Origin of the sequence: Salmonella sp. WC3 (assembly GCF_042932255.1) — a bacterium.
Lineage (GTDB): Bacteria > Pseudomonadota > Gammaproteobacteria > Enterobacterales > Enterobacteriaceae > Salmonella > Salmonella enterica.
Window position 1 is genome coordinate 2598344 of the sequence record NZ_CP170629.1, and the last position, 17564, is coordinate 2615907.

The window sequence follows — 17564 nt, forward strand, 5'->3', positions numbered from 1 at the left end:
ATATCGTTAAATTTTTCTCATTTATTGATCTGGCAGAAGCGCTTCCTCTGTTTCATTCACCATATTTGAGTTACTCTTTAGTTACAAACTGCGATGACAGTTGTAAGGAGACCCTGTATGGCTATGTATCAAAATATGCTGGTGGTCATCGATCCCAATCAGGACGACCAACCCGCATTACGGCGAGCAGTTTATTTGCATCAACGGATTGGCGGCAAAATTAAAGCTTTCCTGCCTATTTACGATTTCTCGTATGAGATGACCACCCTGCTTTCTCCTGACGAACGCACCGCAATGCGTCAGGGCGTAATAAGTCAACTCACAGCCTGGATACGTGAGCAGGCGAAATATTATCTTGAAGCCGGTGTCCCCATTGAAATTAAAGTGGTCTGGCACAATCGTCCCTTTGAGGCCATCATCCAGGAGGTTATCACCGGCAGTCACGATCTGGTGTTGAAAATGGCGCATCAGCACGATCGACTGGAAGCGGTCATTTTTACCCCTACCGACTGGCATTTGCTGCGTAAATGCCCAAGCCCCGTGTGGATGGTCAAAGATCAGCCGTGGCCAGAGGGCGGCAAAGCCCTGGTCGCCGTGAACCTGGCAAGCGAAGAGCCCTATCACAATGCTCTCAACGAAAAGCTGGTAAAAGAGACCTTACAATTGGCGGAGCAGGTTAATCATACCGAAGTGCACCTGGTCGGCGCCTACCCCGTTACGCCAATCAATATCGCCATTGAGCTGCCGGAATTTGATCCCAGCGTGTATAACGACGCCATCAGAGGCCAGCATTTACTGGCGATGAAAGCGCTGCGCCAGAAATTCAGCATCGATGAAAAAGTTACGCATGTAGAAAAAGGCTTGCCTGAAGAAGTTATCCCGGATCTTGCCGAACATCTCCAAGCGGGGATCGTTGTGCTTGGCACCGTTGGACGTACCGGACTCTCGGCCGCGTTTCTGGGGAACACGGCCGAACAGGTCATTGACCATCTGCGCTGCGACCTGTTAGTCATTAAGCCTGATGAGTATCAAACACCGGTTGAACTGGACGACGAGGACGATTAATCCCTCTTCCGTCCTGCCGGATGGCGCTGCCATCCGGCCAATACCTCATTCCTGTTACTCATCTCCGCCGAGGAAATAGATCCCCAAAGGAATCGCCAGCAGAATAGTGAACACCAGACTGTAAACGAAAATCATTGCCGACTGAATGGCATACATAGAGCTTGTCCACTCGGACAGTGGAATATGATACTGCTCAATCACACCGCCGATAGTCGCGCGCGTTACCACCGATGCCGCAACGATAAACACTGCCAGCAGGCATAACAGAAATTTTTTCCCCTTCGCCGATTTCAGCTTCATCATGATCATAGTATTGTCCTTTACAGATGACTTTGTTACCTGATAGCAACAATACCATGACAATCACGCGATGTCTGCCCTATAAAACGTGACATTGTATTTACATAAAAAGTAAACCGCTGAGATTAAAGCTGATAGCACTATTTCTTCTTTTTACTTATCGATGATCTACGCGTTTATCCTGGGTAAAATACCTGTTAATCAGGTCATTCTGAGCTGTTATCGTAGGAAGGAGCGGAAAACAATAATGTTCACTGAATTTTTTCTCAAAAACGCATTTAATCTGGCGATACTTTTCAGTTGCGGTATGGCGTTGCTGGTCGTGAGATTTTGGCTCAGCCGTAACGTACAGTGGAAGAAAGGATTCACGTTCCATGCGGCACAGTTTTTTATTTATGCAATTATTATTGGGACCATCGGGAGCATCCTGAATAATGCTATTGAAGATTATAATTTGCGTTTTATCTCTTCCGGGGTCATTGATTTTATCTGCACCTCGCTCATTGCGCTTATTCTGACGATAAAACTTTTCCTGATTATTAACCAATTTGAAAAAGCACAGGTCAATAAAGGTAGAGATGTCACCAGTACCCGTATTCTGGCACGGGTCATAAAAATAACCATTATTGTCGCGATTGTCTTACTGTATGGCGAACATTTTGGCATGAGTCTGTCCGGTCTGCTGACCTTTGGCGGTATCGGCGGTATCGCTGTTGGTATGGCGGGCAAAGATGTCCTGAGCAATTTTTTCTCCGGTATTATGCTCTATTTCGATCGCCCCTTCAGTATCGGAGACTGGATTCGTTCTCCTGACAGAAATATCGAAGGTACGGTCGCCGAAATCGGCTGGCGAATTACGCGAATTAACACATTCGACCACCGCCCGTTGTACGTGCCTAATTCCGTCTTTTCATCCATTAGCGTTGAGAATCCGGGACGGATGACCAACCGTCGAATAAAAACGGTTATTGGGTTACGTTACGAAGATGCCGACAAAATTGGCCTCATTGTTGACGCTATCAGAAACATGTTGCAGGCGCACAGAGATATCGATCAGAAACAGACGCTGTTGGTCTATTTTAATGAATTCGCCGACTCTTCGCTGAATATTATGGTGTATTGCTTTACCAAAACAACAGTATGGCAGGAATGGCTTGCCGTACAGCAGGATGTTTACCTGAAAATTATTGCGATTGTCCAGGAAAACGGCGCTGACTTCGCCTTCCCAAGCCAGACGCTCTATATCGATAATCCGGAGGCCGCGCCTGCGATAAAATAAAAGATAGCCGGTGCCCGAAAATGCTTATCGGGCACCGAGGCTTCCCTGTCCGGATGGCGGGTTGTTAGCGCCTTACGGTGATCAACGGCTCTTTTCATTCACCGTCATGGTAAATTCAAGCACCTCATTAGTGTCGTTAACGTAGGCATGAGGCATGTCGGTTCTGGCTACAGCGGAGCAGCCCTCCCGAATAATAAAGCGTCTACCGTCGACTGTTAATGTCAGTGTTCCCTGATTAACAAACAGTAATTCACAGGTGTCTGCCGGATGCCCTGCCGACTCAAACTGTTCACCAGGATGCATTATCCATTGCCAGAGTTCCAGCATATCCGGCCCGCTGGTTCCCGCCATTAGTTTTGCACTGCCGCCTTTCTCGCCGCGCCACAACACCGGAATAGCATCCCGGTCGATAAGATGAACCATCGGCTCGCTGGCGACGTTGACAAAATCCGCCACGGACACTCCCATTGCCGCCGCGATCTTACATAACAGCGCAATGCTTGGATTGGCTTTACAGCCTTCAATTTCCACCAGCATTCCTTTACTGACGCCGGAACGCCGCGCAAGCTCATCCAGCGACATCTTTTTTTGACTACGAAATTGTTTGATACGTTGGGAAACAGCTTCATTTATTGTGCTGACGTCGGCGCCCGCCGTGGTCGATAAGTTGACTTTTTTGGTCATTGGTCGATATCATAGAAGAAAATAGTCATTACAGGATTATGCGATGTCTTCTATGTTACCGTCAATCAGCCCGGAACTGGCCCGTATCGCTCCCGGCTTTCGTGCATTAAGTATTAATGTTATTGCCGCTCCGATTCGCGATGCGCAGGTCGGAGAAATCGCGCTAAAAGAGGCCTGTCAGGCCGTAATTAACGGCCAACCGACGTGGGCACAGGCGCATATAGACGCCTGGAATGCGGTGTTTAAAGCATTCGGCGCAAAACCGAAGCGCACCCCCTGCTCGGCTGAAGCGCTACGAAAACGCGTGTTGAAGGATGGAACAATGGCGGCGCTGGACCCGGTCGTTGATCTTTATAACGCCGTGAGCCTGCGCTATGCCGTACCGGTAGGCGGCGAAAATAGCGCGGCTTATTGTGGATCGCCGCGGCTGGTTTTCGCAGACGGAAGTGAAACATTTGATACCCTGAAAGAAGGACAACCCGTCACCGAGTCGCCAGAACCGGGCGAAGTTATCTGGCGCGATGACAGAGGCGTCACCTGTCGGCGCTGGAACTGGCGTCAGGGAGTACGTACCCGACTAAGCGCTTCAGATAAAGCGATGTGGTTTATCCTTGAAAGCTTGCCGGAAATGCCGGTTGATGAATTGTACGCGGCAGGAAACATGCTGACTGACGGCCTTGAAAAAATGATGCCAGGTTTACGTTTTGAATCCACGTTGATGGGTGTTTGATTGATATTGCGTAACAGGAGAAATACCATGTCGCTGTTTCTGACAAGTTTTATTTTCGAAAAAAAAGAGTACGACGAAGAGTTTTATCAACTGGATGGCTGGATTGAGCGCTATACGCAGTCTATTGATGGCTATATTGGGATGGAAAGCTATACCGATGCCGCCAGCGGCAGAATGGTTAATAATTATTACTGGCAGACCCGCGAATCAATGGAGCTATTGATAAATAATTTACAGCACCAGCAGGCCAAATCACAAAGTCATAAGTGGCTTTCCGGTTACCAGACGATTATTGCAGAAATTCAGGGGTGCCATAACGTTAACCTGCCCCATCCGCTGGCATCATTTTCAGTTCCTTATGCGTGATGCAATAGCATATATATTAAATGTGGAGGCACACAAGAGAATGCCTGCGCCCCTGCATTGCCGGTTATTCGGTTCTCTGTGCAGGGGCGGTGCTGATATAAGTGATTAGTAAACAGGAAGATGAGTGATATCTCGTGGTACACTAACACGCGTAACCACATTGTTTTCATCGCACTCTATCAACGCTCTGGCAAAAATACTGAGCTCATTAATTTTCAGCCCGGAATTATCCAAAAACTGGCGGCAAGCGTAGTCAGAAACAAAGGTTATGCCGGGATGAATATCATGTTCCCGAATAAAACGGGCCTGAGCAAATGGCGTATCCATACTCAGCACATATACCGCCCGGTTTGAGTGGCTACCCGCTGATTTAAGGCGGTTACTATAGTCTTTTACCTGCCATTCACAAACCGGCGTATCCAGTGACGGGACGACAATAATCCGCTTTTTTATCCCCGGGATACAGTAACCCGGTAATAAATTATGGCTCACCAGCCCCTTTGTGCAGGGTAATGGTTCCCCTTCAGCCAGTATACCAGGTTTGAGGGTCAGCTGCGTTTTGCCAAAGGTGACAGCGTGTTCCTGACCCAATGAGATATAATCCTGTGTTGTTGTTGGTGTCATAAAAACTTCTCCTTTTAACGTTTGTATTATTTTAGCCATAATAATTATTTAGCAATCCGCTAAAAAACCAGGTGAACATCCATAATAAGATGATGGTGATAAAAAGAATTATATTAGTCATAATAATTAATATAGTTTTATAGTCTTCCTCTGATGGAAATTTCTTTCGTGAAACTCATTGCATATTTAAAAGATATGTCAATACGTTCATTACTATGCCCACGATAGGTTATAACTTGTGTATATTTACCTGGAACATTTTCTTTCTTAAGAGGGCCATAATCCCATAAGCCTTTTAAATTTTCACGCGCTACAGTCTTATTAATGTGAACTTCATTTACAGGATTCCCGTCGATATCCTTAACAATAGTTGTGATGGTGGCACTTTCACCCGGCGATAATACAGACTTATCTATACTCATAACTGTTAAATCTGGGCTTGGCGTGGTACCCTTCACCGGATGTTTATCGTCTGGTCCGCTTGCTTCAATATGTAATTTGAGCGAACGGGCATCATCGCCGATATGGGTCACCAGAACCCGTTCAACCCAATGGCCGTCACGCTCTGTACCACCGAGCGCTTTAAATGCCAGACCCGGCATATCTGATTGATACTTAATATGACGTGGTTTGAGCGACGTCCACTCCTCTTCAGAACGCTCGCGCACGTAGTGCCACTCAATAACCTTCCCCTCTTCTCCGGCAGGAAGCGGCGTACTGATAACAAAGTTGCCGTCCTCAACCTGAACATCGTCATTGATAACATTTATCCATGAACGGAAACTGGTCTCATCCTGTGTCACCCTTACCGGGATACGCTCGGAGGTCACGCGAGTACCCCGGCTGTCAGTCACCGTTAAATAAAGGCTATACTCCTGACCGTCGGTCGCCGTCAGCGGAAGTTGAGGAAGGATAAGGCCGCTGCCCAAACTCCCCTGAAGCTGAAGTCCGGCGAGAAGCTCCGCATCACCCGACCACTCAACTTTCTCAATCGGGTAACGGCTATCTACCGTCGCCATTAATGTCACCAGCGTCCCGGACAGGCCTGACACCGGCATTGCCGTAATGCGGATTTTACTGGCCTGCTCCCGATACGCCATGACGATATCGTAATTACGATCGACAAAGGCATGCCGGTTAGTCGTATTCGACGGCGCCCCAACGTTGCGGTAATCAAGCTGTTCATGTAACGGCGTACCGAAGGAATAGTTGACTCTCAGACCGCCCTCTGCCTGCGATCCGCCGTTACCGGCGTCCCGATATCCTGCTCTGACCTCAAGCAAGGGGACAGGATTCCAGACCAGAGCCGCACCTGCGGCGCGGGGATTCCGGCTTAATGTACCGTTACCCAATAGATCAACTTTATCTCCGTAATACTGTTCATATGTCAGCTCGCCACTGAACCAGGGAAAATCGGGAAGCGTGCCTTTTGTTCGCAGATCAAAGCCATATGCCGGACGCTCATCATGTAATTCATGAACTGCTGACGTTTTCCAGCCGGTGAGAGGGAAATAATAGTTGCCGGAAAAGGCCAGACTGTCTTTATAGACTTCCCCGCCCATGCCGCCACGCAAGTGGGAATAACGGATGTCGGCATCCAGAAACGTATTGACGCCGAGCAGCCATCCATTGACCTCCTGGCGGTAACCCACACCAACGTTAGCATAGATGCGGCCATCGTAACTGCTGCTGTCGTGGTCGCGAAAGCCAAGCTGGCCAAAGAGTAAAGACGATGTTGTTTCCTGGACGGGAATAAACATATCGAACTCTGATGAGCGATATTTCGCGCCATCTTCAAGATTGACGCCACCACGGAAAATAATCTCCGGAAAAGCGTTCTTCATCCCCTCGTTCACCAGATGATTAGCGGCTTGCCCTGGTAATGCCTTTATTTTTCCTTTGGCATAATCCTCCAGCGTCCCCTCCTGCAGATGCGGAGAAATAGACGATGCCGTCCCTGCAATCCATGACTGAATTTCATTATCGCTATCAGCGATGACCGGCAGTGGAATCTGACTGGTAACAATGGCCCAGGTTATATATTTAGTAATGGGTTTTTTAGAAAAAACCACTTTATTGTCTCCTGCTATATCCCCCTGCCTGGCAGAGGGAGTATTTAAATAAGATGTTTATTTGGCGATAACCATCAGCGACGGATAGCGCGTTTATTCTCCGGCGTGGCTTTCGTCGTTTTAGGCGTAACGTGGACACGGAACAGTTTATTCTGCTCAGTTCCCTTAATAATATATTTATGCTTTTCAGCGTTGGTATTATTCAGATCGGTGAACTTATCTGGTGTCCCGGCATCCGCCATCTGCCAGGTAAAGTTATAATTACTGACCTCACACTCAGCCGCCGCTGTGGCGGCACATTCCAGTACCGCTTCAAGGGTGCCGCCTACCACTGGAGTGTTGGCGTCATTGGTACCGTTGAGTTCTGGAGTTGGCTTGTTGTTTTCGTTCACGACTTTGATAGTGACAGAACGTAGCTTATTAGAAATCGTACCGTCTGCGGCGGAGTCGCCGCCCACCCCAGAAGATGCAGAAGTTAATAAGACAGTGGCAGGCAAGAATGCACTATCCGGCGTCCCCGTTGCCGTCTTAATCCGGTAAACGATTTTAATTTTTTTACCGCCTGCATCAGCAGGAATGGTAAAAACCGTCCCGGTTGCCGCCGGGGTTCCAGAAGGATCGGCGGCCTCATTATCCACCAGATACCATTTAATATCGTCGGCATTATTCATTTTATCCAGCGATAAGGGATCCCCATCCTCATCACCAATAAAAACATCCGCTATCTGGAGAGTTGAACCGGTGGTCAGTTCCCCAGACACTTCTATTTTTTTTGTATCCTTGGTTACCACAGGACGGTGACCAACAGAAGCAGGTGTAGCAGAAGAAGCCATATCATTGGCTCTGGTATTCGCCACCGCCTCTACTGAGACCACGGATGCACAAATCGCTAACGTTAATAAAGATCTTTTGAAGTACAAAACAATTCCCTTTTATTAAATCATTAGAAATAATTACGAGATTTATAATCTCACGGGCTAAAAATTCAGGGTTATTCAATCATTTTAACCGCCTGTAAAATTATGCCCTTCGCCATGCTAATTACTTAGCTTTACTGGCAAAAGCCGATCTTCAAGTGTAAAGTTTATTCAGAAACGTCAAGCAATTTAAATCTTCTTGTTTTGCCAGAAAAGCTAACAACCACCCACCAGTTTAATTACACAGTATGTCAAACACCTTAAATGTTTATATTTTCGGCTTCAATAAAGAGGAATGATGATGAAAAAAGCCATAATAATCTCAGTATTAGAGCAAATAGAAAAAAATCTTGAAGAGAGGATTGATATTGAAAAGCTGGTTGTTATAACAGGTTATTCGCGAAGGAGTTTGCAGGATTTTTTTAAAGAAAAGTGTGGCGTCTCTATCGGAAAATATATCAGACAACGCAAGTTGAGCAGAAGCGCCACTCTGCTAAAGCTGACCTCTCAGTCGGTCACAGATATCGCGTTCAGAATGGGGTTTGATTCAGTGCAGTCCTATAGTCGAGAGTTCAAAAAAACATTTGGCGTCAATCCCAATAACTATCGCAAGGCTGATTTCTGGGATCTCAGAAACCTACGGCCTCCCTACTGGCTTGACTGTGATGAGCATTATCAGTTCGAAATTTGTCAGCTTACGTCAAAAGAAATTTTCGGATTTCAAACATCTCATCAGATCGCAACAAATGACCTTCCTAAAAAAGCGTCGCCTATAAAATGGAAAATCATTCATGAGACGCTCAGAACGTGGGGCGAAAATGTTTATTGTCTCTCGTCTTTTAAGCCGGATAATACCAAAGACCAGGTCATCGCTGTAAGCAGTTTTTTTGGTATGGAACATAATTCCGTCGATGGAGGCAAAATACCCATGTCGAGGGTAATAAAATGTGGTAAATATGCAAAATTCCATTTCGTTGGTCATAAGGAACAATATCAACAATTTTCCAATACAATATATATGTGTATATTACCAAAACTGAATCTTATCAGGAGAGAAGGAGAAGATATTGAATACTTCCATTTGGCATCCGTCCAAAAGCAACAGAATAATGAATCCATTGTCGATCTTTATTATTACATCCCTGTACTGTAATGACTTCGTACCATCCACGCATTTCATCTGAAGAGTCTTCTCTTTTCAGTACGGTAATAAAACTCTCAGTATTGATTCTGGTAAAATAAGTGGCTATTAATATAGTTAACGTTTTGAAAGAATTGAAAAAATAAATTGCGTACATGCGACACCGGGGACAGATTTCTGACAGTACTGTACGGTGTAGTGATCAGGTAATATTGGCTACAGTTTACGGTAAAAGCAAAGTCCATACTTTAACTATTAATGGGAGTATGCTGGCCGGGCGGCTTGCGGGGCCTTCATGCTCCCACATCTATAATGTTGGTATGATTACATTCTCTCTATACTTTCCCGTGCTAACCTTTTATCTCGTTGAGATAACGTTTAATTAAAATGCTCTCTTTTTGATGTACATTATAAGAGGAGACATTATTCATATTTTCGAAATCAGGGCAGACGATATGTATACAACCATCAGAAACACAGCGCTAGCAATGGTAGCTTGTTTTTCGTATATCGCACATGCCAGTACCTACCCTCCTCTTATTATCACCAGGGGAGCCGGAGGAGACGCCTCCGGAGCCACAGTCATTCATGATAATTGGCGGCATGGCACTCCTGACCTGGTCAATCTTACCGATATCCCCATAGATAAAATCAGACCAGAAAAATACCGTTGCGTACTGATTATTGGGCAAGGAGCTATAAAAGAGATGCTTCTTGCGAACAATGCCTCAGCAATACTTTCCGGAAAAACGGTTGGTCTGTATAGTCATCTGATCGATCAGAACACGCTCAGATTACTTCGGCAATTGCAGAACAAAGTGAGATTCAATCTCTTTTTTACCCGCTCGCAGATAACTCTACTAAAACTAAGGAATATTTCAAAATATAATTTTTTGAGTTCTAAAGTAAATAATGTCTGGGGACAAGACTCACTAGCAATTGAAACAGTGGCACCTGACAGGGGTAATATACCGGAAAAAGCGCTTCCCCTCAAAACAACAGATTATGTGATCTGGCTGGGTGGAAACTATACTACTTCCTCTGGTACGCAGCGTATCTTCACAAACGATCAGATTGTTGTAGCCCTGAAACCACTACATAATGTTATTTCATCAAATGCATCGATTGCTATTATGCTTTCACCACGTTTTTTTGATAATAGCATGAGTAAAGAAGCAAAAGTTAAACGACTGAAGGCAGTGCTTAACACCTTTTCGCGAAACAGAGTCACATTTTATATGAATAAGGAGATGCTTGCTAATCTGAAAGAATTTGATTTACCTGTTCAACTATCCCCTTCTTACGCAGAGCTGATGCGAATGCCCTGGGCCAGCGCTACCCGGCATTTTGCCTCTGTGGATCAATATAACCTGTTTGCTGATCTCATACCCAAAGTCACGCCGTTTCTTCTTGAACCGAATGATGCCGATCAAGCTCTCTATGCGACGGATTATCTTAATACCCGGCGTGTAAGTCTGACCCAAAATATTCTTAACCATGGTTGTGACTAAATAAAACGCGCAGAATCCGGGATAGTTAGCAATCCAAAACAGACCGTTAGCCATGAGTACTGTTTATCTTCACTATACAGGGAACAACCAAATAACTGACGACATAAATCAAGCCGATACCCGGAATTCGGCTATACAGGCGCTCTATTCAATTCAGGCACAGAAACAGTCCGGTACCCATACTGGACACGGCCTCCCAACTGCTTTAGCGCATTACCAGTCCAGCTTCGATGCGCCTTCTGTCGTCTGCACTATTTCACTGGTTTTAATGACGCGATGATAACCATAAGCATCAGCGTATTTCGTCATTCCGGTTGCGGTGTCAACCTCCGGCTTACCCTGCGTTTCAATAATCTCTCCCGTCCGGGTCGTCATGGTATAGGTCGTTGTACATCCGGCTAGCATCAACACTGATAAGCTAAGTACCGTAATAAGACTACATTTTTGCATTTCTCGTTTCCCTGACACCTCTATTTTTGATGTACTTTACCGAATACCGCAACGGCAAGATGGATGATTAGGGCTATTGCTCTCTGTTTGCCCGTATCTGACTGGCTCAGGTTTTTTGATGCGCTGCGTTAATCCGGCAGTAATCGCTCCAGCACATCCCCAGCCAGAAGCACGCTCTCCTGAAGACGCTCTAGGCTATACCCCGCCCGCGCCTTGGCGGAAAGTCCCGCCATTAGCGTCCCCATAAAGTCCGTCGTCCGGTCAGCCTCTTGCGGATACCGCATGGCGACATAAGTGCGAATCAGGTTTTCAGCAGCGATGTAAAACTCGCAGGCGGCCTCTCGTGCCGGTTTATCGTTACAATGAGCGCCCTCCAGAACCAGACATCCAGTGGCATCAGGATCGGCAGCGTAACGTCTTGCCGCTTCCATCAGCACATCGATAAGGCATTTCGCGGTCGGGCGATCGTGACGCAGAAGCGCCCCGAGCGGAATCGCGTCGGTCATCCTGTAACGCTTTAATACGCGAGTATACAGCCCCAGCTTGCTGCCAAACGCCGCATAGAAACTGGGAGGATTGATCCCGAACGCTTTTGTCAGATCCGCTACGCTCACCGCGTCGTATCCGCGCGAATGAAATAAGTGTTGAGCGGTTTCAATGGCTTGCTCCGGATCGAACTGGCGAGGGCGACCCGGCGTTCGGCTATGTTTTGTAGTCATTACTACATAACTCCTTGACGGCATGATTTCATTACGCATATTGTAGTGGCTACTACAATATCATAAAGGACATCCTGATAACGCTATTTCGCAACAAATCTGTACTGGTTTTAGGGGGAAGTCGTGGTATCGGCGCGGCTATTGTACGACGCTTTAGCGCTGACGGCGCATCGGTCGTTTTCAGCTACGCCGGATCGCGTGAAGCCGCCGAAAAACTGGCAGCGGAAACCGGAAGCATCGCCATCCAGACGGATAGCGCCGATCGTGATGCCGTCATCAGCCTCGTGCGTGAGTACGGACCGCTGGATATTCTGGTCGTCAATGCGGGCGTGGCTCTCTTCGGCGATGCGCTGGAACAAGATAGCGATGCGATAGATCGTTTGTTCCGTATTAATATCCATGCGCCTTACCATGCGTCAGTCGAAGCAGCCCGCAACATGCCGGAAGGTGGACGCATTATTATTATCGGTTCCGTGAATGGCGATCGGATGCCCATACCGGGAATGGCCGCGTACGCCGCCAGTAAATCAGCCCTGCAAGGGCTGGCGCGCGGCCTGGCCCGTGATTTTGGCCCCCGCGGGATTACGATAAATGTGGTGCAGCCAGGTCCCATTGATACCGACATCAATCCGGAAGATGGCCCCATGAAAGAGCTGATGCACAGTTTCATGGCGATCAAACGACACGGAAGACCTGAAGAAGTGGCTGGAATGGTGGCATGGCTTGCCGGTCCGGAAGCTTCTTTCGTCACCGGCGCGATGCACACCATCGATGGTGCCTTCGGAGCCTGACGGCCAGGCGAATATCACACGGTTGCCGTCTACGCTCCGGCAACCGTGTTAGAAGCTGTTCATGCGAGAAAACATCCGCAAGCGCCGGGATCAATCGTGGATTTTAACGCCAAGACAACCGCGAACAAATTCAGGATTAAAATGCTTCACCGCTTCGCCAACGTAGCCTAAATCAAGGGCGTTGATTTGAGCCATTTCATTATCCGTTAGTGAGAAATCCCAGATGGCAAAGTTCTCTTCAATGCGTTCCTGTCGAGTGGATTTAGGAATAACCGTGACGCCACGCTGCACGTTCCAACGCAGGACAACCTGCGCGATGGTTTTTTGATGGGCATCGGCAATCCTTTGAAGCATGACATTTTCATACGGTTTATGTCTCCCGCCGCCTAACGGTGCTCACGCTTCAGGCTGAACGTTATAATGCTTCATGGTTTCCAGCGCGGCGGGTTGTGCAAAGTATGGATGCAATTCGACCTGGTTTACCATTGGCGTAATTCTGACGGTTTCACAGAAGTTGGCTAACACATGCGCATAGAAGTTGGACACGCCAATGGCTTTTAGTTTACCGGCTTCATAAGCGTCTTCCAGCGCGCGCCACGCGCTAAAATAATCGCCCATTGCCTGATGCAATAAATAGAGATCAAAATAATCTAACCCGGATTTTTTCAGCGACGCTTCAATACCTGCTTTGGCCAGATCGTAGTTAGCCATATCTTGCACCCACAGTTTAGAAGTAATAAATAACTCCTCACGGGTACACAGACCTGTCGCGATGGCTTCACGAACAGCGTCACCAACGGCATCTTCATTGCCGTATACCGCAGCGGTATCGATAAGACGATAACCGCTGCGAATAGCGCTTAACACTGACTGCTGGCATTCTTCTTTGTCGGTTACCTTAAAAACGCCAAAACCCACCATAGGCATTTTAAGGTTGTTACTTAATATTGAATATTCCACGCTAAAGCACCCTTTCGTCGTAAAGACGCCATGATAAGAGCAAAATACAGGTACAATGAGTATTGTTAAATCCGATTATATTTATACAAAAAGTTCATTAATAACAGTTGTACAGATTTTTTATTGCATCCAAACGTTCAGTGCTTGCTATATCCTCGCCGTGTAGCACCTGTTTGATAATGCCTTTTACTTATGCGTCAAAAACCAGTACCGTCATTTTGACCGTCTGTGAAAAAGTTTTCTGAACAGGCAATGCGATATCCGGAATAATATTTTTTAGCGAAGAGGCTCCGGCTGGCTCAGCGCCGTTTTGCACCAGTCATAAAAAGCGCATACCGCAGGCGGCAGAAACCTGTTTTGCGGATAGACCAGCGCAAGCGGCAAATCGTAAGAATGGTTGTCCATGCAGGTCACCAGCGCCCCGCTGTGCAGATACGGCGCAACCAGATAGCTGGCGACGCGAATTAACCCCAGCCCCTGTATTCCGGCCTGAATATAAGCGTCCGTATCATCGACAACCAGCGTCTCCTGCACCCGCATCGCGTAATCCTTCCCTTCACGCGTAAAAAACCAGTCGGTGGTACGCCCGGTGCGGTGGTTCAGGTAGCCGACCGCATGGTGCTTTTGCAGATCATCTAAATTTTCAGGGCTACCGTAACGCTCAATGTAAGTGGGCGATGCTGCTATCACCCAGTTAAAACTGGCGAGCGGACGGGCAACCAGCGTGGTGGAATCATCGATCCTGCCGGCCCGAATCACGCAGTCATACCCTTGCAGGATAATATCCTCCACGCTATCGCTGGAACAAAGTATCAGCTCCAGCTCCGGATACTGGCGCAAAAAGGCCGGGAGCATGGGAATAATGCAATGCCGGGCGAGAGATTGCGGCATCCCCACTTTAAAACGCCCTTTGGGTTGTGCCGCCCGGCCGGGAAATGACGACTCCATGGCCGCGATATCTGCCAGTACTCTTTTGCACTCTTCGTAGTAACGCCGCCCCTCTGCGGTCACGCTAAGTTTGCGGGTTGTACGTTGCAAAAGCTGAATCTTAAGCCAGGATTCCAGTTCTTTAACCACCCGCGATACCGTTGAGCGCGGCACGCCCAGCACTTCGGCGGCTCTGATAAAACTATGGGTATCCACCACGCAAACATAGACCTGCATCGCTTCCAGCTTGTCCATTTTCCCCCCGCCAATTATCCCATTTATCAGAACAGTCTAACCCGTCTTCGGCGTCTTATCGAACGCAGAACCCTGATGTAATCTCTATCTACAGGTGAATCAACACAGAGAGGCGCAAATGAAACAATCCAATAATCAGGTGGGTGAAAAAGTATTGGTGCTGGGCGCGGGACAACTGGGGGCGTCAGTGCTGGCGTCGTTGGTGCCGGCGGTCACACAGCGTAATGGTTCCGTTTGCGTTATTGTGTCAGGGCGATCCAGGGATAAACAGAGCAAACGACGTTCCAGCATTCATCAACAACTGGCGGATGCCGGTGCGCGGTTTATCCCGGTCGACATCGCAGGCAGTTCGGTTGCAGCGTTAAAAGATCAATTCCACGGTTTTGATACGATCATCAATTGTATGGGGTTTGTCGCCGGTGCGGGTACCCAGATAAAAATCACCCGCGCGGTACTGGAGGCGGGCGTTAAGCGCTATTTCCCCTGGCAGTTTGGCGTGAATTACGATGTGGTCGGCAAAGGTAGTGGCCAGCCGGTGTGGGACGAACAGTATGACGTCAGGACGCTTTTGCGCGAGCAAAACGTCACGGAGTGGGTGATTGTTTCAACCGGTATATTTACCTCTTTTCTCTTCGAACCGGCCTTTGGTGTGGTCAACTTAGCCCAAAAAACCATCAATGCCCTCGGCGGATGGGAAATGCAGGTCACCGTCACGTCGCCTACGGATATTGGTCGCCTGACCACTGAAATTTATCTGCATCAGCCGCGTATCACTAACGAAGTCGTCTTTGTCGCGGGGGAAACGACCTCTTATGCAAAACTGGCGGAAACGGTCGAACGCGTGACGCAGCAAACTTTTACCCGAGGCGTATTGACGCTACCTGACTTACAGGAGCAACTCCGTTTACATCCGCATGACCCAATGCTGCGCTATCGCGTCGCCTTCGCGCGTGGTGACGGTATGTGGTGGCCGATGAGTGACACCTGGAATGCACAACATCATCTGCCGACACAGGATATTGCCGCCTGGCTGAAAACACAGCAATGAGAACGGCGGCATCAGGCGCTCGCTTAATCCCCATGCCTTCTGCCAGCACCAGGCGGCGGGCGTGGTTACCTTACGTTAACAAGAAACCAGTACGCATCAGTGCTTCACGATATACATTGTACGACTATAGGCCACATCTTCCGGGTTAGTAATGGGGTATCCCTTTACCCACGGTTTAATTAACCGGCCATTGGTATACTGATAAATAGGCGCTATAGGCGCTTGTTCCGTTAAAATTTTCTCCGCTGCATTGTAATCCGCGTTACGCGCTTCGGCGGTATTTTCCATCGTCGCTTGCGTCAGGATTTTGTCATAAGTCGGATTAGTAAAGCGTGAAATATTCCCCGTATGCGTGGACGTTAATAAGGATAAGAAAGTCGACGGTTCGTTGTAATCACCCACCCAGGAGGCGCGAATAACATCAAAATTACCGGTATTCCGGCTGTCGATATACGTTTTCCACTCCTGGTTTTGCAATTTCACATCCACCCCCAGATTTTTCTTCCACATTGACGCCACCGCAATCGCGATTTTCTGATGGTTTTCTGAGGTATTGTAAAGCAGAGTTAATTTAAGCGGCTTCTGCGATCCGTAGCCTGCTGCACGCAGAAATGTTTTCGCCTGGGCGTTAAGTTCTTCCTGGCTCATTTGTTCAAACGGTGAAGGATCGGGCTTAAATCCTGCCGTGACATCCGGTGTAAAATGCCAGGCCGGTTTTTCACCGGTACCTAAGACTTTTTCCGCCATCAAACGGCGATCAATGGTCATACTTAGCGCCAGACGAACGCGGGAATCCGCCGTCGGCCCTTTCTGCGTATTAAACGCATAATAATAAGTCCCTAATTGCGGCGGCGTATAAACTTGCCCTGGAATATCCTTCAATAATTTCTGGTACATATTTTTAGGGAAAGATTCGGTGATATCAATATCACCGGCAAGATAACGTTTCGTCGCAGCCGACTCCTGGTTAATGGGTAAAAATGTCACTTTTTGCAGTACCGTTTTCGCGTTATCCCAGTAATGCGTATTAGGCACGACCACCAGTTTTTCATTTACCACGCGCTCTTTAAGCACATACGCGCCATTGCCAATCAGTTTTCCCGGCTTCATCCAGTCTTTGCCGCTTTCGACATTCGCTTTTTGGACCGGATAAAAGGCAAAACTGGCGGTCAGACTGGCAAACCAGGGCAACGGCTTGTCAAGCTGAACACGCAAAGTGTGCGCGTCCACGGCACTGACGCCAAGCTGATCCGGCGTGACTTTACCGTCGATAATGGCTTGCGCATTAGTGATGCCAGCCAGCGCGGCAAACCAGGCGAAGGGGGAAAGCGTTTTGGGATCAACGAGACGTTGCCAGCTATAGACAAAATCCTGGGCGGTCACCGGCGTTCCATCGGCCCATTGCGCATTATCCCGCAACGTAAACGTCCAGATACGATTATCATTGCTCTTCCACTGGCTGGCGACGCCAGGGATAATTTCACCCTTTTCGTTCTGGTTAACCAGCCCTTCAAACAGATCGCGGATCACCTGAATTTCAGGCAGCCCAACGGCTTTCGCTGGATCTAACGAAGCGGGCTCATCTTTGATATGACGCACCAGTTCTTGTTTTTCTGCCAGTACCGTTCCGCCGGGAACATCCGCAGCATATGCCAGGGAAAAGCTGCTAACCAACAGCGCACAACAGGTTACTGAAACAGAATGTCTCATAGAAGTTCCTCAAAG

The 17564-nt window shown here is 47.9% G+C and carries 16 protein-coding genes and 3 pseudogenes; 8 read left to right on the top strand and 11 right to left on the bottom strand.

All coding sequences use genetic code 11. From position 1 onward, the window contains the following. Window positions 1-117: 117 nt before the first annotated feature. On the top strand, window positions 118-1065 hold the full coding sequence (gene uspE, locus ACFK9X_RS12540; RefSeq protein WP_151116617.1) for a universal stress protein UspE: 948 nt from the start codon (window positions 118-120) through the stop codon (window positions 1063-1065). A gap of 54 nt (window positions 1066-1119) precedes the next feature. Here uspE and ACFK9X_RS12545 read toward each other — a convergent pair whose 3' ends face one another. Next, a complete protein-coding gene (locus ACFK9X_RS12545) occupies window positions 1120-1374 on the bottom strand; it encodes a DUF2534 family protein (RefSeq protein WP_000605645.1) in 255 nt (84 codons plus the stop codon). Window positions 1375-1612: 238 nt separating this feature from the next. Between ACFK9X_RS12545 and ACFK9X_RS12550 the strand changes: the two genes are divergently transcribed. Then, window positions 1613-2644, top strand: a complete 1032-nt coding sequence (locus ACFK9X_RS12550; RefSeq protein ID WP_000493667.1) for a mechanosensitive ion channel family protein — start codon at window positions 1613-1615, stop codon at window positions 2642-2644. Between the two features lie 81 nt (window positions 2645-2725). Here ACFK9X_RS12550 and ACFK9X_RS12555 read toward each other — a convergent pair whose 3' ends face one another. Next, entirely contained in the window at window positions 2726-3328 is a 603-nt protein-coding gene (locus ACFK9X_RS12555) for a helix-turn-helix domain-containing protein (RefSeq protein WP_000163366.1), read from the bottom strand. A gap of 43 nt (window positions 3329-3371) precedes the next feature. On the opposite strand from ACFK9X_RS12555, the gene ACFK9X_RS12560 reads away from it, so the two are divergent. Together ACFK9X_RS12560 and ACFK9X_RS12565 are read left to right on the top strand one after the other, a co-directional pair. Next, entirely contained in the window at window positions 3372-4058 is a 687-nt protein-coding gene (locus ACFK9X_RS12560) for a B3/4 domain-containing protein (RefSeq protein WP_000097255.1), read from the top strand. Window positions 4059-4085: 27 nt separating this feature from the next. Beyond that, window positions 4086-4424: an antibiotic biosynthesis monooxygenase gene (locus tag ACFK9X_RS12565; protein ID WP_000051812.1), complete on the top strand. Its 339-nt coding sequence runs from the start codon at window positions 4086-4088 to the stop codon at window positions 4422-4424. Window positions 4425-4529: 105 nt separating this feature from the next. On the opposite strand, the gene ACFK9X_RS12570 is transcribed toward ACFK9X_RS12565, so the two are convergent. The 4 genes and pseudogenes from ACFK9X_RS12570 to zirU form a co-directional block, all read right to left on the bottom strand. Next, entirely contained in the window at window positions 4530-5087 is a 558-nt protein-coding gene (locus ACFK9X_RS12570; protein WP_080162764.1) for a redoxin family protein, read from the bottom strand. A 98-nt stretch (window positions 5088-5185) separates the two neighbouring features. Continuing rightward, window positions 5186-5494 (bottom strand): annotated as a pseudogene (gene zirS, locus ACFK9X_RS12575) (two-partner-like secretion system exoprotein ZirS); the annotation flags it as partial. Beyond that, window positions 5495-7120, bottom strand: a pseudogene (zirT, locus tag ACFK9X_RS12580) (two-partner secretion translocator ZirT); the annotation flags it as partial. A 74-nt stretch (window positions 7121-7194) separates the two neighbouring features. Then, window positions 7195-8040, bottom strand: a complete 846-nt coding sequence (gene zirU / locus ACFK9X_RS12585; protein WP_058805650.1) for a two-partner-like secretion system exoprotein ZirU — start codon at window positions 8038-8040, stop codon at window positions 7195-7197. 292 nt (window positions 8041-8332) lie between these two features. Here zirU and ACFK9X_RS12590 point away from each other — a divergent pair, with 292 nt between their 5' ends. Next, window positions 8333-9190, top strand: coding sequence for a GyrI-like domain-containing protein (locus tag ACFK9X_RS12590; protein ID WP_010989022.1), 858 nt, complete (start codon window positions 8333-8335; stop codon window positions 9188-9190). 389 nt (window positions 9191-9579) lie between these two features. Then, on the top strand, window positions 9580-10689 hold the full coding sequence (locus ACFK9X_RS12595) for a hypothetical protein (RefSeq protein WP_151117938.1): 1110 nt from the start codon (window positions 9580-9582) through the stop codon (window positions 10687-10689). A gap of 213 nt (window positions 10690-10902) precedes the next feature. On the opposite strand, the gene ACFK9X_RS12600 is transcribed toward ACFK9X_RS12595, so the two are convergent. Both ACFK9X_RS12600 and ACFK9X_RS12605 read right to left on the bottom strand, forming a co-directional pair. Further along, a complete protein-coding gene (locus tag ACFK9X_RS12600; protein ID WP_001168016.1) occupies window positions 10903-11139 on the bottom strand; it encodes a YgdI/YgdR family lipoprotein in 237 nt (78 codons plus the stop codon). A 128-nt stretch (window positions 11140-11267) separates the two neighbouring features. Then, window positions 11268-11858 carry a TetR/AcrR family transcriptional regulator gene (locus ACFK9X_RS12605; RefSeq protein WP_000208474.1) on the bottom strand — a complete coding sequence of 197 codons (591 nt, stop codon included), beginning with the start codon at window positions 11856-11858 and terminating at the stop codon, window positions 11268-11270. A 77-nt stretch (window positions 11859-11935) separates the two neighbouring features. Here ACFK9X_RS12605 and bdcA point away from each other — a divergent pair, with 77 nt between their 5' ends. Beyond that, window positions 11936-12649: an SDR family oxidoreductase gene (gene bdcA / locus ACFK9X_RS12610; RefSeq protein WP_058115825.1), complete on the top strand. Its 714-nt coding sequence runs from the start codon at window positions 11936-11938 to the stop codon at window positions 12647-12649. 90 nt (window positions 12650-12739) lie between these two features. Here bdcA and ACFK9X_RS12615 read toward each other — a convergent pair. Continuing rightward, a pseudogene (locus ACFK9X_RS12615) lies at window positions 12740-13609 on the bottom strand (aldo/keto reductase). Window positions 13610-13885: 276 nt separating this feature from the next. Next, window positions 13886-14791, bottom strand: a complete 906-nt coding sequence (locus ACFK9X_RS12620) for a LysR family transcriptional regulator (protein WP_151116621.1) — start codon at window positions 14789-14791, stop codon at window positions 13886-13888. A gap of 118 nt (window positions 14792-14909) precedes the next feature. On the opposite strand from ACFK9X_RS12620, the gene ACFK9X_RS12625 reads away from it, so the two are divergent. Beyond that, window positions 14910-15839, top strand: coding sequence for an aromatic alcohol reductase (locus tag ACFK9X_RS12625; RefSeq protein ID WP_000814354.1), 930 nt, complete (start codon window positions 14910-14912; stop codon window positions 15837-15839). A gap of 96 nt (window positions 15840-15935) precedes the next feature. Here the strand turns inward: ACFK9X_RS12625 and ACFK9X_RS12630 are convergent, their stop codons facing one another. Further along, window positions 15936-17549, bottom strand: a complete 1614-nt coding sequence (locus ACFK9X_RS12630) for an ABC transporter substrate-binding protein (protein WP_151116623.1) — start codon at window positions 17547-17549, stop codon at window positions 15936-15938. Between the last annotated feature and the right edge of the window lie 15 nt (window positions 17550-17564).